Source organism: uncultured Mailhella sp. (assembly GCF_944324575.1).
GTDB lineage: Bacteria > Desulfobacterota > Desulfovibrionia > Desulfovibrionales > Desulfovibrionaceae > Mailhella.
Genome location: NZ_CALUWV010000046.1, coordinates 1 through 19123, shown reverse-complemented (window position 1 = coordinate 19123; position 19123 = coordinate 1). Strand labels below are relative to the sequence as shown.

At 62.7% G+C, this 19123-nt stretch carries 18 protein-coding genes; 12 read left to right on the top strand and 6 right to left on the bottom strand.

The annotated features are described in order from the left end of the window. The first annotated feature begins 596 nt into the window (after positions 1 to 596). The 12 genes from Q0J81_RS07035 (at position 597) to Q0J81_RS06980 (ending at position 9577) form a co-directional block, all read left to right on the top strand. Entirely contained in the window at positions 597 to 1241 is a 645-nt protein-coding gene (locus tag Q0J81_RS07035) for a hypothetical protein (RefSeq protein ID WP_294446816.1), read from the top strand. Position 1242: 1 nt separating this feature from the next. Continuing rightward, positions 1243 to 1608 carry a hypothetical protein gene (locus Q0J81_RS07030; RefSeq protein WP_294446815.1) on the top strand — a complete coding sequence of 122 codons (366 nt, stop codon included), beginning with the start codon at positions 1243 to 1245 and terminating at the stop codon, positions 1606 to 1608. Positions 1609 to 1611: 3 nt separating this feature from the next. Beyond that, positions 1612 to 2910 carry a hypothetical protein gene (locus Q0J81_RS07025; protein WP_294446814.1) on the top strand — a complete coding sequence of 433 codons (1299 nt, stop codon included), beginning with the start codon at positions 1612 to 1614 and terminating at the stop codon, positions 2908 to 2910. Beyond that, the gene (locus tag Q0J81_RS07020; protein ID WP_294446813.1) at positions 2895 to 4364 is read left to right on the top strand and encodes a hypothetical protein; all 1470 of its coding nucleotides are present in this window, start codon (positions 2895 to 2897) and stop codon (positions 4362 to 4364) included. Before Q0J81_RS07025 ends, Q0J81_RS07020 begins: the two co-directional genes overlap by 16 nt. Before the next feature lie 130 nt (positions 4365 to 4494). Then, positions 4495 to 4845: a hypothetical protein gene (locus Q0J81_RS07015; protein ID WP_294446810.1), complete on the top strand. Its 351-nt coding sequence runs from the start codon at positions 4495 to 4497 to the stop codon at positions 4843 to 4845. Next, complete coding sequence (locus Q0J81_RS07010) at positions 4842 to 5309, top strand: hypothetical protein (protein ID WP_294446809.1); 468 nt, start codon at positions 4842 to 4844, stop codon at positions 5307 to 5309. Before Q0J81_RS07015 ends, Q0J81_RS07010 begins: the two co-directional genes overlap by 4 nt. A gap of 1 nt (position 5310) precedes the next feature. Further along, complete coding sequence (locus Q0J81_RS07005; protein ID WP_294446808.1) at positions 5311 to 5865, top strand: hypothetical protein; 555 nt, start codon at positions 5311 to 5313, stop codon at positions 5863 to 5865. Between the two features lie 10 nt (positions 5866 to 5875). Beyond that, the gene (locus Q0J81_RS07000; protein WP_294446807.1) at positions 5876 to 6802 is read left to right on the top strand and encodes a hypothetical protein; all 927 of its coding nucleotides are present in this window, start codon (positions 5876 to 5878) and stop codon (positions 6800 to 6802) included. A 763-nt stretch (positions 6803 to 7565) separates the two neighbouring features. Then, positions 7566 to 7988 carry a hypothetical protein gene (locus tag Q0J81_RS06995; protein ID WP_294446806.1) on the top strand — a complete coding sequence of 141 codons (423 nt, stop codon included), beginning with the start codon at positions 7566 to 7568 and terminating at the stop codon, positions 7986 to 7988. Positions 7989 to 8034: 46 nt separating this feature from the next. Next, on the top strand, positions 8035 to 8799 hold the full coding sequence (locus Q0J81_RS06990; protein ID WP_294446805.1) for a hypothetical protein: 765 nt from the start codon (positions 8035 to 8037) through the stop codon (positions 8797 to 8799). After that, positions 8799 to 9344, top strand: coding sequence for a hypothetical protein (locus tag Q0J81_RS06985; protein WP_294446804.1), 546 nt, complete (start codon positions 8799 to 8801; stop codon positions 9342 to 9344). The genes Q0J81_RS06990 and Q0J81_RS06985 overlap by 1 nt, the downstream gene beginning before the upstream one ends. Continuing rightward, a complete protein-coding gene (locus tag Q0J81_RS06980; protein ID WP_294446802.1) occupies positions 9341 to 9577 on the top strand; it encodes a pseudouridine synthase in 237 nt (78 codons plus the stop codon). The genes Q0J81_RS06985 and Q0J81_RS06980 overlap by 4 nt, the downstream gene beginning before the upstream one ends. A gap of 56 nt (positions 9578 to 9633) precedes the next feature. On the opposite strand, the gene Q0J81_RS06975 is transcribed toward Q0J81_RS06980, so the two are convergent. From Q0J81_RS06975 to Q0J81_RS06950, 6 genes are all read right to left on the bottom strand, one after another. After that, positions 9634 to 9828: a hypothetical protein gene (locus Q0J81_RS06975; protein WP_294446800.1), complete on the bottom strand. Its 195-nt coding sequence runs from the start codon at positions 9826 to 9828 to the stop codon at positions 9634 to 9636. A gap of 21 nt (positions 9829 to 9849) precedes the next feature. Continuing rightward, positions 9850 to 11439: a hypothetical protein gene (locus Q0J81_RS06970; protein WP_294446799.1), complete on the bottom strand. Its 1590-nt coding sequence runs from the start codon at positions 11437 to 11439 to the stop codon at positions 9850 to 9852. An 81-nt stretch (positions 11440 to 11520) separates the two neighbouring features. Continuing rightward, entirely contained in the window at positions 11521 to 13221 is a 1701-nt protein-coding gene (locus tag Q0J81_RS06965; RefSeq protein WP_294446798.1) for a zinc ribbon domain-containing protein, read from the bottom strand. Then, positions 13221 to 13532 carry a hypothetical protein gene (locus Q0J81_RS06960; protein ID WP_294446796.1) on the bottom strand — a complete coding sequence of 104 codons (312 nt, stop codon included), beginning with the start codon at positions 13530 to 13532 and terminating at the stop codon, positions 13221 to 13223. The genes Q0J81_RS06965 and Q0J81_RS06960 overlap by 1 nt, the downstream gene beginning before the upstream one ends. After that, entirely contained in the window at positions 13529 to 15202 is a 1674-nt protein-coding gene (locus Q0J81_RS06955) for a DNA/RNA non-specific endonuclease (protein WP_294446795.1), read from the bottom strand. Before Q0J81_RS06955 ends, Q0J81_RS06960 begins: the two co-directional genes overlap by 4 nt. Then, complete coding sequence (locus Q0J81_RS06950; protein WP_294446817.1) at positions 15186 to 18542, bottom strand: DUF87 domain-containing protein; 3357 nt, start codon at positions 18540 to 18542, stop codon at positions 15186 to 15188. Before Q0J81_RS06950 ends, Q0J81_RS06955 begins: the two co-directional genes overlap by 17 nt. Between the last annotated feature and the right edge of the window lie 581 nt (positions 18543 to 19123).

Here is a 19123-nt window from a genome sequence, read left to right as displayed (position 1 = left end):
CGCCTTCCATCCTTTGACCGATACACATGATGTGCACGGAATACGCAGCGAGCGTGTCTCTGCTGACGGCGTTTCCAATGGCTCCAGCATACCGGAGCTTGACGCGCTCCGCAAGAGGATGCTGCCGCTTTTGGCCGGACACGGCGGGCGCGCGGGGAGCGGGTGAGGGGGCGGAGCGTTGAGAGCGGGCGCAGAACAGGGGGTTGCGTCCGTTTTTTGCGCCGTGCCTTTGAAAAGGCGTCCCGTGTGCCGCGCGGCCGGGCTCTGCTACGCTGAAGGCAGAGACGTTGTCGGCATGAGGGGGAAAATAAAAAAGGCCCGAAGATGCGTTCAAGACTCCCACTGAAGGAAGCGCGTCCCCAAGCCTCACGATTGTTTTTGGGGCAAAAGCTTGATGATGTCAAGCGCTCATGCCGCTGACGGCAATCTGGAAAAGGACGGCGCGTTTTGAAGGCGGAGCCGTTCCGATGCTCATGGGCGGAAGAGGGGCGGCAAAGACGGCGCTTTTCCTCCGGCGCTGTGTGTGGGCAGGGCCTTGCCCCGACGCCTCGGGGGGACAAGGCCATAAGCGGACTGGCAGTTTTCTGGGGAAAAAGATGGCTGATTTCACAAGCTGGAAAGGACTTTGCGAAGCCGTGGCCGACTATCTCGGCCGCGACGATCTGACGGAGCGCATACCTGCGTTCATCGCGCTTGCTGAGCGGCGCATGAACCGGGAACTGCGGCTTCGGGTGATGGAACGAAGAGCGGAAACCGACGTCTCTGCCGGGCAGAGCGCCGTGCCTCTGCCGTGGCGCAGGCAGCCGGGCAACTGGGACGTGTTTCTGGAGATGCGCGACCTCACCTTTGAGGCGCAGGACGGCTCGACGGCGAACCTCGCCTATGCGCCGCCCGACACCTACGGCCAGCGAAGAGTTCCGGGAAGCGTGCGGGAGTACACCATCATCGGGCGAGACCTGTTTCTTCTGCCCGCGCCGGATGCGGACGGCACGCTGTACCTCACCTACTACGCGGAAGTGGAGCCGCTCGGCGAGAATCAGCCGGACAACGCCGTGCTTCTGACGGCTCCGGATCTGTATCTGTACGGCGCGCTGGTGGAAAGCGGGCCGTTCACAAGAGGAAGCGTGCCGCTCGAGACGTGGACGCAGTATTATGCCGCCGCCAAAAGGAAGGCGGAGGAGAGTGAACAGCGGGCGCGGTTCACGGCCAACATCACCATGCGCCCGACAAGGAGGGTATGACATGAGTCTGACCAATCACGGCGAAGACAGGCTGCTCACGCTGTTCAAGGATGCGGGGCCGTATTATCTCGCGCTTTTTACCGTGGCCCCGGGCGAGACGGGCGGCGGCACCGAGGTGTCGGGCGGCTCGTACGCGCGCAGGCAGGTGACTTTCGGCACGCCGTCTTCGGGCAGCATGTCGAACTCGGCGGCCCTGGAGTTTCCCACGGCCACGGCGAGCTGGGGCACGGCCGTGGCCTGGGGGCTCTTCGACGCGGCCACGAGCGGCAACCTTATGTGGTACGGCAGCATCACCACGCCCAAGGAGCTGCTTGCAGGAGACATTTACCGCGTGAACGCCAAGAATCTCACGCTCACCATGGATTAGCCCGTGGCGGAGTTCTTCGACATACTTCCGCCGCCGCAGAGCATCGACGCTCTGGACGCGTGGGGCGTGCTCGACGCGCTTCCCGCGTCTCTCGACGACGGATTCTGGACGCGCGCGGGCGTGTACGGCCTTTCGGCCTCGGAAAAGGCGCGGGCCGGACAGTCTTTTTCTGCCCTGCGCAAGCGCTGCGTCGGGCTTTCTGACAAGAGTGCCGGGGCGGCATCCCGGCAGACGCTCGTGTTCCTTCGCGTGCGCGGCGACGCGCTGAAGGAAGGCGCCCGGGCCTCGGGCTCCGTGCAGGCGGAAAGAGAGCGGCCCCTTTCCGTGCGGGGAGCGGCGGAAAGCGCGGCAGGCATGGCGTTTGCCCGACTGCGCGACGGCAGAGCGGCGTTTTCTGCCGTGTCCTCGCAGGGAGCAAAGGCGCTTCGCGTGCGCGTATCCGGGCTTTCGCAGGGGCTGGGGGAAGCTGCGGCCGCGTTTTTTGCGGTGGCCGAGCTTGCCCTTTCCGGAGAGGGCGAGGCGGTGGCCGGAGAGCGCGCGACCCTTGCCAGAGTGCGCCTTGTGGACGGCCCGGCGTCCCCTGCCCGGGCCTCGGGCTCCGTGCAGGCGGAAAGAGAGCGTTCCCTTTCCGTGCGGGGAGCGGCGGAAAGCGCGGCAGGCATGGCGTTTGTCCGGACGCGCGACGGCAGCGCGGCGTTTTCTGCCGTGTCCTCGCAGGAGGCAAAGGCGCTTCGCGTGCGCGTGTCCGGGCTTTCGCAGGGTCTGGGGGAAGCTGCGGCCTCGTTTTTTGCGGTGGCTGAGCTTGCCCTTTCCGGAGAGGGCGAGGCGGTGGCAGGAGAACGCGCGGCCCTTGCCAGAGTGCGCCTTGTGGACGGCCCGGCGCTTTCTGCCCGGGCGGGCGGAAACGCGGCGTTTTTTCGTCTCATGCCCCTTGCGGCGCGGGACGGGGCCGCGGGCTCTTCGCTCTTCACGCTGTTTCGCGTGAAGCCGGTCGTGCCGGAAGAGGCAGGGGGGCGCGCGTTCGGCGGCATGGCGATCATGCGTCTTGTCGGCCTTGCGTGCCCGGGCGACGCCTTCGGCAAAGGCTCGGCTTTGCTCGTGCGGGTGCTCGCGCTTTCCGGCACGGGCTCGGCGCGGGGCGTGGGGAGCGTGTTTCCCGAGTACAAGGGCTGGACGTGGGCGCGGCGCGACGACGTGCCCGAAACGCTGTGGCAGAGGATGCCTGAGGATGAGGCGCTCTGGAGGCCTCGTCCCGGAGGAAGCGCCGTGTGGCAGGAGGTGGTGGAATGGCAGCAGGCATGACGAGACTCGAGTTCGGGCCGTGGGAGCCGGACGCCGCGCTTCTTGACGGCGCGCAGGCTCCGGAAGCGAAGAACGTGATTCCGGCCCGTCGCGGCTACAGGCCGCTTTCCGGGCTGTCGCCGCTTTTGCATCCCGCGCTTTCCGAGCGGGTGCTTGCCGCCTTTTCCCTGAAGGATACGGGCGGCAATCTGCTCACCTTTGCCGCCGTGAAGAGCGGCATATATGCGCTTGAAGGCGGAGAATGGGCGGAGAAATACGCCGGACAGGCGATTTCCGACGTGCGTGAGTTTGCCGAATACGGTTCTGCCGTGTACGCGCTCTACGGCACGACGCTCATGAAAAGCGCCGTGACTTCGGGCAGCGCCGGGGAGTTTTTGCCCGTGGAGGGCGCGCCTTCGGGCGAGGTGCTCGGCGTGGTGCGGGACTTTCTGGTGCTGGGCCGCCTGACGGATCGCCCCGAAGCCGTGCGCTGGTCGGGACTCGACCGGCCCGACGAGTGGCCGGAGCCGGGCAGCAACGAGGCGCAGTATGTGCAGTCGGACATGCAGATCTTTCCCACGGGCGGACGGGTGCAGGCCGTCGTGGGCGGCGTGGGCGGCGCGGACGGGCTCATTTTTCTGGAGCGCGGCATTCGGCGCGCCACCTACGTGGGCATGCCCTACATCTTTCAGTTCGACGAGGTGGACAGGGAGCGCGGCTGCATTGCGCCGCACTCGCCCGTGGTGTGCGGCGGCGCGTGCGTCTACCTTTCGGAGGACGGCTGGCGCATGACCGACGGTTCCTCGGTGAAGGGCATAGGCGTGGAGCGCGTGGATCAGTGGTTTTTCGACGCCTGCGCCTCGGACCGTCTGGAAGAGGTGACCGGCGTGCACGATGCCCAGAACCGTCTGGCCCTGTGGGCCTTCCCGTCCGAAAACGCGCCGCCGGGCGTGCTCGACAGGGTGCTTGTCTACAACTACGCCGTGGACCGCTGGTCGTGGGGCGAAATGGCCATGGAAACGCTGTTTGCCGACTACACGCGCGGACTCACGCTGGAAGAGCTGGATGCCTTCGGCGATCTCGATCATCTGCCCTTTGCCTCGCTCGATTCGGCGGCGCTCAGGAACGGCCGCAAGGGGCTTTCCTGCTTTTCCACGGAGCACAGGCTTGCCGGATTCAACGGCGACGCGCTCGAGGCCGTCATCGACACGGCGGAAACGGGCGGCGAAAGAATGATGCTTCACGGCCTGCGTCCGCTCGTGGACGCGGCGGCCGCCGAAGCCATGCCGATTTTCCGCAGCCGGCAGATGGACGAGCGGCGTTTCGGCGTCTTTGCGCCGCAGCAGCGCGAGGGGCTGTGCTGTCAGCATCTTTCCACCGTCTACCTGGCCGCGCGGGTGAAGATTCCCGCCGGAGCCTCATGGAGTCATGCCGTGGGCGTGGAAGTGCTGGTGGAAAAGGAAGGCGGATGGTGACGCCGCCGGGCGCGGGGCCCCCGTTGCCGGAAGCACGCAAAAGCGGGGCGCGCCGTGCAGGTTCGCGGAGACGCTGAAGAAATGGGCCGTCCGGCAGCCGGGCGTGTTTTCGTGTTGCAGGAGGGAAACGATGGCGACTTTCGTGTCGCAGATGCCCGAGGCCACGCCCGCGCAGATGCTGGCCCTGGCCTCGGCCGTGAACGCCGCGCTCCGCGGCGACACCGCCAATGTCGGCACGGCCACGTGCGCCGGGGCAGAGTCGGAGATTACCATTCGGGACGACCGCGGCCGGGCGGGGCGTCTGGCGCTGCTCATTCCGCTGGACGCCGCCGCGGCCTCCGCCGTGTGGTGGCTTTCCGCCATGACGCAGGGCAGCATGACCTTTCGTTTTGCCGCGCCGCCGGGAGAATGCGCCTTTGCCTGGGCGCTTCTCGGCGACGGCGGAAGCGGCGTGAACCAGAAACAAGGAGCAAGCGCATGACAGGACTGTATCAGAGAAAGATTTCTTCCGGCTCATCTTCCGGCACGTCGGCCCCCGGCCTTCGCGTGAATCCCTCGCAGGGCGCGGGCGCAGCCGTGCCTTCCGGCGCAACCCTGCCCGCCGGGCGGCAGAACTTCGACGCCTCCGCCCTCGGCGGTCTGCTCGGGCTCTTCCAGCGCGTCGCTTCCCCCGCAGAAACGGCGCAGAATGCCTCCGACGCCTCCTGGCAGGGCGTGTTCAACGCCTCCCTCATGCCCGGCGCGGGAAACGCGCTTGCGCTCGGCGCTCAGCCTTCCGCCGGAAACTTCGGCCCCGGCGTGCCTTCCGTGCCGTCGGGCTCTTCCGGCATTTCCGGCGCGGCGGCTTCGGGCCCGGCGGCTTCGGGCGCGGCGTGGCAGGAAAGCGATGTTCTGTCCTCCGCGCTCGGCAGCATTCTCGGCGGACTCGGCAGGGGAGGCGCATAGCGTGGGGGAATTTGCCAGAATCTACAAGACCGACCTTTCCGACAGGGATTTCATGCGCTTCTGGGCCATGGTGCGCGCCGCCGGACGCGATCGCGCCGTGACCTACTGCATGCCCCCCGTGGACGGCCCCGCCTTCTGCCGCTGGATGCGTCAGGACGACGTGCATCCGTGGATTGTTCTGTTCCGCGGCGTGCCGTGCGGCTTCGTGTATCTCACGAATCTTGAGGGAAAGAGCGCGCGGGTGCATTTCTGCACGCTGCCCATGGGCACGGCCCGCACCAGAGACAGACGTTCCGCCGTGCTGGGCTTCGGTCTGTTCTCCCTGGGCGCCCTGCTCTGGGAGAAAAACGAAAGCGGCTCTTTCAGGCTCGATACCCTCATCGGCGTGACGCCCCTCTGCAACAGGCGCGCCGTGAAGTTCATTCGCAGACTGGGCGCAAGGGTCATCGGCGAGGTGCCCGGCGCGTGCTGGTACTACGACACCAACGAAAACGTGCCCGGTCTCGTGACCGTGTACGCCAGAGAATCGCTGCCCGCATGGACGGCAAAACTGTAGGAGAAACAACATGGGCGGAAAAGGCGGAGGCTCCACCACCACGGTGCAGAAGGCTGACCCGTGGGCCGGGCAGCAGCCGTATTTGCAGGATATCTTTCAGCAGGCGCAGAATCTCTACAACAACGGACAGCTCTCCCCGGACTATTACCCCGGTCAGACCGTGGCCGGACAGTCCGACTGGTCCAAAGAGGCCCTCCAGATGCAGGCCGACCGCGCGCAGAACGGCAGCCCCCTCATCACCGGCGCGTCGAACGCCATAAGCAACATCACCTCAGGGCAGGCGCTGGAAAACAATCAGGGCCTGAATGTCCTCAATCAGATGGCCTCCGAAGACAATCCTTATGTCGACGAGCTCTATGACCGCGCAAACAGTCAGGCGCAGTCGTCCATAAACGGCAACTTCAGCGTCGCCGGACGCTACGGCTCCGGCGCCCACGCCGCCGCCTCGGCCGACGCGGCAAACAATCTCGCAAACGATATGTATTCCTCCCTCTGGGACAGGCGCGCCGATGCCGCAACCTCCGCCGGTCAGCTCTACAATGCCGCCGTCGGACAGCAGATAGCCGCATCCCAGACCGGTCAGCAGCTCGCCAATCAGGCCTATACCGACGCCGCCGCCCTCTCCGAAGCGGGCGGCATGCTCGACGACTACAATCAGCAGCTCATCAACGCCGATATCGACCGCTGGAACTACAACCAGAACAAGCCCCTTCAGGCCCTCCAGAACTACAACAACCTCATTCAGGGCAGCTACGGCGGAACAACCACCACCACCGGTCAGCAAAGCTCCGGCTCCACCCTCGGCAACGTGCTCGGCGCAGGCCTCGCAGGCTGGGGCACCGGCGCAGCCCTCTCCGGCCTCTCCGGCACCGCAGCCCTCACCAGCCCCTGGGCCCTCGGCGGCGCTGCCCTCGGCGGCCTCCTCGGACTGTTCTAAACACAGGAAAGGCAGAAAAGGCAGGAAAGGCAGGAAAGAGGAAGGGGACAGGCCGGAGCAGACGGGGCGCTGCCCCGAACCCCGCCGGGGGAAATGATTTCCCCCGGGCCCCCTCATTCCTTTCAGCTTCTTATGGGCACTCGGCAAAACGCGAAGTCGGAGCGCTGAACGGGAAGGGCAGGGAAGAACGTGACGCAAAGGCCGGAAGCCTCGGCGGATGCGTTTCGGGCTGCAATCTCAGTGCAGGCGTGTGCTGCCGCACCCGCCTGCGGCTGGCCGACCGATGTTCCGCTGCGCGCAACATCGGTGAGGTTGGAAGGATTTCCAGATTTTTAAGGGAGAGCGTCGGGTCAACGCTCTGGAAAGCCGTCGCTGACCTGAACTGCCGTTTCTCGAAGCTCGGGCGGGCTTTTGTTTGCAGCGGAATGACCGTCTCTCAACGCTCTGGGGCCCCGGGCGACATCAGGAGCCCGGCCGACGGGCATAAATAGCCGGAATTCACTTCCGGCGTTAAATGCCATGCCCGTCGTGCAAGTTCTGCGTTCGTACAGTGTGTCCGGGGCAGACGGGCGGTGGCGGAACTCGGGCGGCGGCAGGCCGGAATTTACTTCCGCCGTCAAGCGCGGCGGGTGTCGTGCAAGCCCCGAGCCCGTACAGCGTGTCCGGAGCGGTACAGCTTTCGCGGCACTCCAGCGAATATTTATCTTAAGGTAATAATATGTTTGAAGGTTTTGTTTCTCCCTTTGCGGAGACTGAAAGGCGTATGCAGTATACGAATCAGGCATGGGACGCGGTGCGGAGCGATCCTGCCTCCGCCGCCGTCATTGCCGGGCTTTCCATGCTTGCCGGAAACAACGGCGAAAGAAGCCTCGGGCAGCTCGTGGGCCGAGCCGGTCTCGACACGCTGGAGGGCATGAGGAGCCTCGACGCGCAGAGGCGGGCGCAGGCCAGATTTGCGGAACGGAACAATCCCGCAGGTTCGACCGCTTCCGTAGTGGCGAACGGGCGGCCCGAAGACCTTTCCGGCCTGTCTCCCGAGCGCTTTTCCGAAGCCGTGCGTCCTTTGGGCGCAGCCGTTGCCGCGGAAGCGGAAGCCGACGGGCACTCCCTTCCGCAGGCCGGAACGGACAACGGCGCAAGAAGGCGCAGGCTCGTGCGTCCCCGCATGAGCGGCAGAAAGGGCTGAGGCGTCCGGGCGTTCCCGGATGCGGCAACAACGCAAAGGAGTCAGCATGGCTGTATCTGATTACAATACCGACCCGAATCTGAACACCACGATATCGGGCATCAACATTGCCGAAGGCTGTCCGCCTTCGGGCATCAACAACGCCATACGTCAGCTCATGGCCGACGTGAAAGCTCAGGATACTGCTGTCACGGAAGACTTTTCTACCCTTGAAGAGAAGCTTTCAAAAGTCATGACAGGCGCCACGTCTTCGGCGGCAGGCGCGGCCGGACTCGTGCCCGCTCCCGCCAAGGGCGCACAGAATCGCCCCCTGCGCGGCGACGGAACCTGGGCAAGCACGCTTGACGCACGACTCTTGTCGTCGCTGGTGGACTTTGTGGCCCTTGTCGGCCGCGACGACGGCACGTCCCGCCTTTCCCTGCGCTCGCAGAATGACACGAACGGCGCGGCTCTCAATCTGTACGGCATAAACTGCGACTCTCTTGGCGGAGGGGTATTGCAGGGGACGTTTCAGCTTATCGCTGCAAAGTCGTCGAGCAACTTCAAGGCGCTTGTCGGCTACCCAGACGGCGACCTACGCTGGGGAAACAATCATGTAATAAACGGCAGCGACGTCATGTTTTACGGTATCCAGCCAAACAGCGGTGTGGAATATCTTCCCGACGGCGGCTCATGGGGGGTTCTGAGGATGCAGGCGACGGCTTCTGGAACGGTGGCCAGCTTTTACGCCGGACGTCTTGCCGGAGGTTCGGCGGTCAACGTGAAAAACGGCAATACGCAGATCATCATTGCCATAAGGACGAGTTACTGATGTACGACAGCATTGTTCGCAGAGAAGACGGAAGCTATGTCGTGACGAGCGGAGACATTCCGCGTCACGTTCCGAATCATGGATTCTGGGCAGAGGAGTGGAGCGCTGTTGATGCGCTTGCCAGAGAGCATCCCGAACTCGTCACCGAAGAGGAGCCGCCCGCCCCGCCTTCCCTTGAAGAGGTGAAGACGGCAAGGCTTGCGGAAGTCAACGCCGCCTACGATGAGGCCGTGTCGGCCCTCGTGGCCACCTATCCCGACGCTGAACTGCTCACCTTCGACAAGCAGGAAGCCGAAGCCCGCGCCTGGCTTGCCGACAGCGCGGCAGACACGCCGCTCATTGACGCCCTTGCCGCAGGCCGCGGCATGGACAAGGCGGAACTGGTGTCCCGCATCATAAAAAAGGCCGAAGCCTTTGCCGTGGCCGTGGGTTTTCTTACCGGACAGAGGCAGAGGTATGAGGATGAAATCAGCGCCGCAGGCAATGCCGAAGACGTCGAGGCCGTCAGCCCCGACTACGCGCTTCCCGAAGGCCTTGCCCTGTGACGTATCTCAAAGCCGTGCTCATTGCGGCGGATCAGCTCGTCAACGCGCTCCTCGCCGGCTGGCCCGACGAGACAATGAGCAGCAGGGCATGGCGCTGGGAACAGGACGGCGTGCGCGCATGGCCGCGACGTGTGATTGATCGCCTGTTCTGGTGGGAGCCTAACCACTGCCGGGAGTCGTATGAATCCGAACGCACGCGCCGCCAGCTCCCCCCGGAACTGCGCACCGGATAGAAAGGCAGGAAAGACAGAAAAGGCAGCGCAGGCCGTCCGCGCTGCCTTTTCTCTCGTTATGGGCTGTTGCAGACGCGGCGAACCGCGCTGCCGGGAGCACTGCTCAGCGAGCCGCACGCGGGACAGGGGTCGATGTCGGGCGCGGCGGAAGAGGCGGACGTTTCCGGTTCGTCCTTCACGAGTCTTGCGTGGCAATCCGGGCAGAACGTGCCTTCGGTAAAGCTTTTCCGGCATTGAGGGCAGCGGGGCATGAGGAACCTTCTTTGTTTTTTCTAGGACTGCAGAGGCGTAACTTTTTGAATGATGGAAATGAGCTCAAAGAGATACTGGAGAGTTTTGAAACGCTCGTCGGAAACATGTTTCATGGGAAGCTCCTGACGGAGGATCTTAATGGAGCAGTTTTTCATGTCGCCGACGACGAAGTCGATGGCGTAGTAGGGCACACGGCCCAGCAATTTGTTTGATGAGTACAGGGCTTTGTTCGTGAGCAGGAATCCCTCATTGCCGTATGCTGAGAAATACAGAAGCAGCTCTTCATCGGCCTGAACGGCGCGGGTGACGAATGGGGCCTTGCAAAGCCTGCTCATTTTGAAGGAGGGCACGACGTAGATGTCGAAATCATCCTTTATTTTTTTGCCGACGTACAGAATGACCTCCCTGCAGAGCTGATCCCTGTCGCTGCGCAGGGCAAGCATGCGGCGCACGTAACCGGTAAAGGCATAAGGGTCCCGGGAGTCGGTGTAGCTGTTCAGCAGTATGCGGAATTCCCTGAGCTTTTTTTTCTGCTCATAAGGGTCCCGGGAGTCGGTGTAGCTGCTCAGCAGCCGGAGGAATTTCCTGAGCGTTTTTGGGTGGACATTCGTAAGGCCGGTGTATTGCCTTTCTTTCGAGTCCTTCCACAACTCGGAGAGAACGGTCAGCATGAAATAAAAGGTGGGGAGATTGTCCTTCGACTCGGAAGCCTCGATGGGCACGCCGTTGATGAAAAGCTTTTTCTTGTTAAGGGCTGTGGACGTTATGGACGCATAGGGCAGAACGTTCATGCTCGTCGTCGACGAGTAGAACGTGTCGTCGGTGAGAAGAAAGCCCTCGTCCCCTTTTCCGAACATGGTATTGTCGAAGTAGAACAGCTGTTTTTGCCCGTCGAGCACGGCAGGAAGGGCAAAGGGGGCCTTTTTCAGCTTTTTTATGTCGAAGAGTGGAGCGACGTAGCAGTCGGAATCGTCCTTGACGGCGGCTCCGAGCGTGAGAATGACGTGACGGCTCAGCGTTTTTGGGGACACGCCTGCGCGAAGCAGCGGTTTTGCGGCGTTCAGCACGCTTTCTCTGGTGTGGCTTTTGTCCATGAGAGCATGGGTAAGAGCGCTCATGTCCTCAGGCCGGTCCGGGCGGACGGGCGTCTCTTCCACGGGGTTCGGGTCCTTTTGTGGAGCGGAATGCGCCGTATTTTCCGACTGCGCGTCCGGGCTGGCCTCGGAGTCGATGGCGTTTTTTGAGAACGGCATCTTCCGCTCGTGCTTCACCGGTTCGTCCGGCTCCATGAACGGGGTCAGACTCTTCATAACGATGTCGAGATAGCTTTCGGGCAGTCCCAGCTTTTTCCCCGTGTCCAGAAGAAAGGCTTTTTCCTGCCGCGTGATGACGCCGTCGGCAAGAGCCGTTTGCAGGGCGATGGAGAACGGTTTTTCTGCTTCGGAAAAGTCGGCGGAGGGAGCCTGCTCGCGGCTGCCCGGTCTTTCCGGGCGGGGCGTGTTGCAGGAGCGGCAGACCGTCCAGCCCGGTTCGTTGCTCAGCGAGCCGCACGCGGGACAGGGGGCGACGGGAGCGGCGGAAGAGGCGGACGTTTCCGTTTTGTCCTTCACGAGTCTTGCGTGGCAATCCGGGCAGAACGCGCCTTCGGGAAAGCTTTTGCGGCACTTCGGGCATGAAGAAGCGTTTTCGTGTTATTCCTGGGACGGCGTCGGTTCGAGTTTCTGGATGATGGTGATGAGCTTGAAAAGATACAGGAGTCTTTCGAACATATCGCCGGGAAGAGACACCATGGGACACGAATGGCCGTTGATCTGGATGACGGCTCCTTCCCTTGTGCCGGTGACGGAGTCGAAGGCGGCGAGGGGCAGACGGAGCAGCGTGTGTTCCGAGGAGTACAGGGCCTTGTTCGTGAGCACGAATCCCTCGTTCTCGGCCTTTGAGAAATACAGAAGCAGCTCTTCTTCGGCCTGAACGGCGCGGTTCACGAACGAGTCGGCAGCAAGCAGGCTCATGTTGAAGGAAGGCTCAGCGCAGAGGAAAATACTGTTGCCTGTTGTTTGGCCGACGTGCAGAATGACTTCCTTGCACAGCTTTTCTCTGTCGCTGCGCAGGGCAAGTATGCGGCGGGCGTGACAGATAAAGGCATCAGTGTCCCAGCAGTCGATGGCGCTGTTCAAAAGCAGCGAGTATTCCTGAATCTTTTTTTTCTGGTCATCTGTAAGGGCGTCATGCTGCATCTCTTTCGAGGCCGTCCACAGGTCGGAGAGAATGGTCAGCATGGAATGAAAGGCGGAAATCTTCTCTTCCGACGTGGAAGCATGTATGTGCACGCCGTTGATGAAAAGCTTTTTCTTGTCGGCGCGAACGGAGGTCATGGACGCGTAGGGCAGAACGTTCATTTTCCTTGTCGACGAGTAGAATGTGTCGTCGGTGAGAAGAAAGCCTTCGTCCCCCTTTCCGAAGATGGTATTGTCAAAGTAGAACAGCACCTTCTGTTCGTTGCACACGGCAGGAAGAGCAAAGGGCGCATGTTGCAGCTTCTTCTTGTCGAAGAACGGGGCGATGTAGCAGTCGGAGTTGTCCTTGACGGTAGCGCCGAGCGTGAGAATGACGTGACGGCTCAGCATTTTGGGGGACACGCCTGCGCAAAGCAGCTCTTTTACGGCATTCAGCACGCTTTCTCTGGTGCGGCTTTTGTCCAGGAGGGCCAGGGTAAGAGCGCTCATGGCCTCAGGCTGATCCGGGCGGACGGGCGTCTCTTCCACGGGCTCCGGGGCCTTTTGTGGAGCGGGTTCCTCCCGGCTTTCCGGTTCCTTTCGTGGAGCGGGCTCTTCCACAGGGCTCTGCCGGGCTTCCGGTTCGCTCCGGGGGGCCGCTTCTTCCCGGGCTTCCGGCTGGGCGTTCAAGGCGGCGGCCGTGATGCCTGTGACCGTTTCCAGAGCAGGCCTCTCGTGCGTCACCGCATCGTCGGACACCATGAATGAAGACAGGCAGCCCATGACGATGTCGAGGCAGCCTTCGGGCAGTCCCAGTTCTTTCCACCGGTTCATCAGAAAGACTTTTTCCTTCGGCGAGATGACGCCGTCGGCAAGCGCGACCTTCAGCGCAAAGGAAAAGTTTTTTTCCGCCTCGGAGAAGTCGGCGGACGGTTCCTGAGCCTGCACGCGGTTTTCCCGTCTTTTCGGGTGGCTGTTGCCGCAGAAGGGGCAGAACTTCCAGTCGGGGGTGCTGATCAGGGCTCCGCACGCGGGGCAGGGGTCGATGTCGGGCGCGGCGGAAGAGAGGGCGGCTTCGTCTGAAACGTCTGGGCCTGCGGGCACGAGCCTGGTGCCGCACGCCGGGCAGAACGTGCCTTCGGTAAAGCTTTTCCGGCATTTCGGACAGCAGGCCATCAGTGTTCTCCGTAAGTGAAGCTGCTTTCAAAGCTGCCGCTGCTGTGTATGGTAAGCTCGGCTCCGGCAAAGGGCTCGCCGGAAATGTCGGCATTGGCGGCGCGCAGGGCTTTGAGCGTTGTCAGAACGCGCTTTGCGGCGGCACCGTCGAGTTCCACGCCGTCGGTCGCGTCGTCGGCAAGGCGCACTTCCAGGTCAAAGCTCGCGGCGTCGGCCTCGAATTCGGCCTCAAGGCGCACGCTCTTCCAGCCCTTGGGCAGAAAGGGAAGCACGGTTTCGGCAAGGCTCTGGAAAAAGGGACCGAGGTTCATGCAGCAGCTCCTGTGTTTTCAAAATATTTCGTGTACGTTCTTCCGTCGTCCACCCGGTAGCGCACGGAAAACGAGTCCGGTCGCAGATTGCTGCCCGTGTAGTTCGGCCGCACGTCCACGGTGACCTTGCTGCCCTCGCGCAGATGCTTTTCAAACTGGTTTTCCATTTTCTTCCACGCGCCGCGGTTGAGATGCGCGTCCTGCGGCACGAGGTTGGGCAGGCCGGAAGGCCCGTTGAAGCGCGCGCCTATCATGTGTCCGGCGTCGTCCGTGGCAAGGCCCATGCTGCGCGCCGTGTTCTGCGCCGCAAGGTCGCGCGTGGCCGGATTGAGCTGAAGCTCGCCGGAAATCTTCTTGAGGCGTCCCATCTCGTCGCTCACGCTGAGGTAACCGTTTTCCGTGTACTTGGTGTTCGGCTTGAGCTTGCCGACCAGCTTTTCCGAGCTTTCCTCCACGCTTTCCCGCAGCACGGTTTTGCCGCCTGCGGCCGCAACTTCGGTTCTGGCTCCCGCGCTTACGGCGCTTTTGGCCAGCGATTTGGCCGCTGTCTTGCCCGCAAGTCCCGCCACCACGCCGGCGCCGCCGGCCATGTCGAGCGTGGCCCAGAACGCGTCTGAGGCTCCTATCTCCGCGCCGTAATGCAGCTTGGCGCCGATGTTGGTGATCGACCCCGCCACGGGCACGTACGACAGGTAGCCCTCGCTGAATTCCGGCTTTTTGTCCACGCTCGTGTGCTGCGGCTCAATCTCGGAACTTTTCTCTTCCACGAGCGTGCCGTTACTGGACAGGTCCACGGTGTCGAGTCTGCCGTCAAGGCCCCGCGCCTCCGGGTCTTCGATGAGGTAGGTGCGCCGGCTGACGGTGCCGGAACTCTCCACGTCGCTCTGATTGTAGAGGCCGTTGCGTCCCAGATATTTGCCCACGTCGAAATTGGCGATCATGATGGTTTCCTTGCCGTCCGTGGTCTTCACGTGCTGCGTCGTGCTCACGATCTGCTGCTCGATCACGGCCGTGTCCTTCAGAGTGACGCCGCTGCCTTCGGCCATGGCCAGACGTGCCGACTCCACGTCGTTCACGCTGGAGCCCTCGGCAATCGTGTAGGCCGTCTCCTGAACATGCGTAATGTGGCGCACTTCCTGATCGTTCTGGAGTATTTTTTCCTCGCGCGTGACCAGAATGTGCTGGGGCGAGTCTTCGCCGGGCTGATATCGCTTGATGCGCTCCTCATCGCTGTTCAGCGTGCGCTCGGATTCCTGGCGCACGCCGTTCACGGTTTCGGAACTGTAGCTGCGCACGAGGAGCTTCTGCCGGGCGTGGGGCTCGAGGCGGACGGGATCGAGAACGCCGTGCAGAAGATTGAAGGTGAGCAGATTGAGAATGTCGGCGAGGCTGCGCAGAACCAGCGAGCCGGAAGGGATTTCGCCGTTTTTCACGGCGCTGCACAGATCCGACAGATTGCCCGTGGTGAGGTATTTTTCCTCCACCATCGTGGCCATGACGTATTCGGTTTTGCCCGTGGCCGTCTTTTCCGCGCCCAGGCTCTTTTCCTTCACGCTCACGAGGTCGGCTTCTATTTTCTGGGCGGGCGTGGCGGCGGTGGCCAGCCGGCTGCCTGACGCGGCGAGCGTGGCGACGCCTGCCATGGTACTGAGATCATGACTGCCGAGCATGATGGTTCTCCCCGGCGCACGACAGTTCGCGCACCATGTTTTTCAGAAGGTTTGCATGAAGGGCCGCGGCCTCGATGATGCCGGGATCGTCCGAGCGCACCTTGGACAGCAGACGCATGCCGCTTTCCGCCATGAGCTGCGGCGAAGGTTCCACGGGGGCGTACATCTCGCGGATGAATCCGGCAAGACATTCCTGCACGGCCGTGGACGGGCCTGCGGCGTTGACGCAGCCTTGCAGCGCCTGCGTCATGCCCGTCTGAAAGAAGCTCTGCCGCGAGCGCACGAATATGCGGATGAGCTCGTCGGCAAAGTCCAGCGTGCCGTCTCCGGCTTCGGCCATGCGCGTGATGCCGTATTTCAGCGAGAGTCTGCGCGTGGTTTCCCACGAGGCGCGCAGGTCGTTTTCGAGAAGCCAGTCGAGCAGCACGCGGTACAGCGCGCTGCAAAGGCGCGTGCTCCATGCGGCCGGAACGCCTGCGGCGGAAAGCTCGTCCATGAGAAGGCAGAAGCCTTCGGAGAGGCAGGATGCCAGGCGATCCCGGCCGAAGCCTTCGGGCAGAACAACGGTGCTGCGGCGCAGTGCCGTGAGTTCGTCAGGGCCGAGCATGAGCGTGAGCGTGCCGAGACGCCGCACGTGCTCGAACCAGAGGAGCCGGGACTTTTCGTTCATGCGCACCGAAGCGGCGTTTCTGCTGAACACGTGCTGTTCCGGCCTGTCGGGGGCGGGAGTGACGGGCGCATCGGCGGGGGCGGGCGCCCTTTCCCCGGCGGGAATGACGAGCACGTGCGCGGGCTTTTCCATGCCTTCAAAGAACACGGCCGCCGTGCCCCGGTGCAGACGCGCCAGATCTTCGGTCTGCGGCTTGTCGAGCAGCATGCAGGAGGCCAGCGTTTCCTTGTCGTCGCGCGCAAGGATGCGATGCGCTATTTTGATGTCTGTGTTCTTGACCACGTCGTCGATGAGCTTGGCGGGTATCTGGTCGGCAATGATGATGCCCTGCCCGTAGGAACGTATTTCCGCCAGCATGTCGGCGAACACTTCCACGCCCTTGTCGCGGCCGCTGCCTTTTGTTTCGGAGCCGCCCCTGGGCCTGGCAAGCAGGCGATGCGCCTCCTCGATGACGAGAACGTGCCGAAGTCCCGCGCTCTGCGGGCGTTCAAGCGCCTCCGCCTGACGGCATTCAAAGAGCTTGAGCAGCAGCAGGCTCATGACGAAGCCCTTTTCCTCGTTGTCGGAGAAGGGCCACAGTTCGAGCACGCAGGGGCGGCGCAGCAGGTCCGCCATGGGCGTGGAGAAACGGCGGTCGAGCACGTCGCCCTTGGCGCCCTTCGTCATGCTGCTCAGGCGGGAGCGTATGGCGCCGAGCAGACTGCCGCTGTAGTCCGTGGCGTTGGGGAAGAAGGTGTTTATGGCGTCTTCCACCATGGGCACCAGCATGGAGAGCGTGGGCAGAAAAAGATCCCGCAGATTGTCGCCCGGCTCGCCGAGCAGTTTCCGGCAGGCCTCGAGCGCGGGATTCTCGCCCGTGTGCAGATCCCAGCCGCAGTCGGCGTAGGCCTTGTATATGATGTCTTCCAGAATGTAGGGCATGCTTGAATACATGCCGAGCGAGGCGTTGAACGCCGCCTTGAGATAGTCGATGTGCGGCGTGAGCCCCACGGACGGCTCAAAGGAAAAGGGATTGAGCGCAAACTCGGTGGACGAACGGCCGAGCGTGTACACCTGAAGTTCGGGTATCTGTTCGCGCAGCGCCTCATATTCGGCCTTCACCGGATCAATGACCAGAAACGGAATGTGATGCTCGCGCCAGAGCCCGGTGAGCAGGCCCCGTATGGTGGTGCTTTTGCCCGAACCCGTGGCCCCGGTGATGAAGCAGTGACGGTTGAGCCTGTCGAGCGGAATGCGGAACGGATGCCAGGTGCGCCTGCCCCGGTCCAGAATGACGCCGAGATCCACGCTGTCCTCCTGCGTGGACATCTTCGGCAGAAAGCGGGAGTATTCCACGAGCTTCTGCACTTCAAGGCCGGGCATGTCGTGCAGCGGCGGCGCCATGTAGCGGGTGAGCTCCGTCGATGTGAGATACGTGGACATGCCTTCATATGCCTCGCCGAGCTTCTGCACGCCGCGCCCGGACGTGCGCAGAATGCGGAACGGATTGAACGTGGACGGCACGTCGAGACAGCGCAGCGGCTCGGCAAAGCTGCCCGGCCCGCTCATGAGGCCGCGGAACACGTCCCCGATCATGTTCGCGGTGCTGTCGTCGTCGGCCATGATGGTGCACACCGTGTTCCACATGCCCGTACCAAGGCTCTCCTGGGTGCGCTGATACAGCTTTTCGAGCAGACTTTCGAGAAACTGCGCTTCCTTGGAAATGGTTTCGATGGTGACGGCGGAAGTCTGCGCCTGCGAGTTGTTCACGCCGTGACTCACCGTTTTGTTCGTACCGCTCTGCCGCGTCGACTGCGTTCCCCGCTGCTCGGATTCGTTTTTGAGGCTGCTGCCTCCGCCCGTGAAAAAGTTGGGAATGTCCGAGGCCAGGCGGGAACCGAGATTCCCCTGACGCATGGCCTGCGAGGTGGAGGACGACGAGCTTTCCGCTTCGCTTGAGCTGTTGTTCACGCCTGCGGAAAAGCTGTCGTTCGTGCCGCTCTGCTCGGTGTGCGAGGCCTGCGTGGAGGCCTTGATTAAAGGATGCAGCACGTTGAGCGTGGAGGCTATGCAGTTCTGGTAGTCGGTGATCTTCTCCTGCGACAGAGGAAAGGCCGTCACCACCAGGGCAAAGCTGTTGTCTCCGGCCGCGTCGGCAATGCGCTCCATGCCGAATTCGGCATCGGGCGCCTCGTCGCTTTTTTCCCTGTCTCCGTTCTTGTCCGGTCTTTTTGTGTCGGGAATGCCGAGTATCACTTTCCGGTGCAGATGTGTCTGCAGAAGCTCATGCAGCTCGTTGTTGTCGGCAGGCTGCGTTTCGCACCCGGGAAAGAACGCGTCAAAGGCCGCAACCAGCGCCTTCGACGCCTGCGTGTCCATCCTGCGGTCGAATATGCCGTAGTACAGCGAAACTTCGCCCCGGTGGGAGCAAAGCACGCAGAAAAAAGGGACGTTCAGCGTGTAACAGGTCTGAATGTAGCTTCCCGCCGCTTTTATGAGATTCTTCTTTTCCCGATAGCGCACCCTCGTGATGCGCAGAAGATGCGGCGTGGAGTCCTGCGGTGACGTTTCTTCGATGTAATCGCAGAGTCTTGAAAAGTCCGGTCTGTTCAGACTTGGACGCTGTATCTGAAGCTTGAGAAGCTTGATGTAGTTGTTGTATATTCCCAGAGTGTTGCCGTCTTCTGTCATCACGGAATCCCTTTGCAGACTGTCTGCCGAAGCTCGCGCGGACCATTTCCCTTCCCGCGCGGATGGCCTCGGCCATGGCTTCCCAAAAAGAATGGCGGGGTAAAACGACACTAAAATACCCGCATTCCGCGCCGACTTCAAGTTTTCACAGGAGAGAAATGACGCGGAACAAAGGCACGGCAAGAGAGGAACAGGGGAGGAGAAGGAGAGGGAGAATCGGGAGAGAATCGGGGAAGAATCGGGGGCGCTGCCCCCGGCCCCGCCGGGGGAGATAATCTCCCCCGGGCCCCCATGGTTGCCTTGCGGCTGCGCCGCGCGGCGGGTGTCTGCGGATGCCGGACGTCGGGCTTTGAAAAGGCGGCAGGGCAGGGCTTGACGCAAAGGCCGGAAGGCCCGGCGGACGCGCTTCGGGCTGCACTCTCAGTGCAGGCGTGCGCGGCTGCGCCCGCCTGCGGCTGGCCGACCGGTGCTCCGCTTTGCGGAAGCACCGGTGTGCTTGGAAGAGATTTCCAGATGTTTTTGGGGGAGAGCGTCTGCTCGAAGCTCTGGGGCCCGCGGACGACGTCAGGAGTCCGCGCCGG

Excerpts from the sequence above, each read along its gene's own strand:
- Q0J81_RS06990 (WP_294446805.1), top strand. The coding sequence starts at position 8,035 with ATGGCTGTATCTGATTACAATACCGACCCGAATCTGAACACCACGATA.
- Q0J81_RS07010 (WP_294446809.1), top strand. The coding sequence starts at position 4,842 with ATGACAGGACTGTATCAGAGAAAGATTTCTTCCGGCTCATCTTCCGGC.
- Q0J81_RS06955 (WP_294446795.1), bottom strand. The coding sequence starts at position 15,202 with ATGCTCGGCAGTCATGATCTCAGTACCATGGCAGGCGTCGCCACGCTC.
- Q0J81_RS07035 (WP_294446816.1), top strand. The coding sequence starts at position 597 with ATGGCTGATTTCACAAGCTGGAAAGGACTTTGCGAAGCCGTGGCCGAC.
- Q0J81_RS06995 (WP_294446806.1), top strand. The coding sequence starts at position 7,566 with ATGCAGTATACGAATCAGGCATGGGACGCGGTGCGGAGCGATCCTGCC.
- Q0J81_RS07030 (WP_294446815.1), top strand. The coding sequence starts at position 1,243 with ATGAGTCTGACCAATCACGGCGAAGACAGGCTGCTCACGCTGTTCAAG.
- Q0J81_RS06985 (WP_294446804.1), top strand. The coding sequence starts at position 8,799 with ATGTACGACAGCATTGTTCGCAGAGAAGACGGAAGCTATGTCGTGACG.
- Q0J81_RS07020 (WP_294446813.1), top strand. The coding sequence starts at position 2,895 with ATGGCAGCAGGCATGACGAGACTCGAGTTCGGGCCGTGGGAGCCGGAC.
- Q0J81_RS06965 (WP_294446798.1), bottom strand. The coding sequence starts at position 13,221 with ATGGCCTGCTGTCCGAAATGCCGGAAAAGCTTTACCGAAGGCACGTTC.
- Q0J81_RS06960 (WP_294446796.1), bottom strand. The coding sequence starts at position 13,532 with ATGAACCTCGGTCCCTTTTTCCAGAGCCTTGCCGAAACCGTGCTTCCC.
- Q0J81_RS07000 (WP_294446807.1), top strand. The coding sequence starts at position 5,876 with ATGGGCGGAAAAGGCGGAGGCTCCACCACCACGGTGCAGAAGGCTGAC.
- Q0J81_RS07015 (WP_294446810.1), top strand. The coding sequence starts at position 4,495 with ATGGCGACTTTCGTGTCGCAGATGCCCGAGGCCACGCCCGCGCAGATG.
- Q0J81_RS06950 (WP_294446817.1), bottom strand. The coding sequence starts at position 18,542 with ATGACAGAAGACGGCAACACTCTGGGAATATACAACAACTACATCAAG.
- Q0J81_RS06975 (WP_294446800.1), bottom strand. The coding sequence starts at position 9,828 with ATGCCCCGCTGCCCTCAATGCCGGAAAAGCTTTACCGAAGGCACGTTC.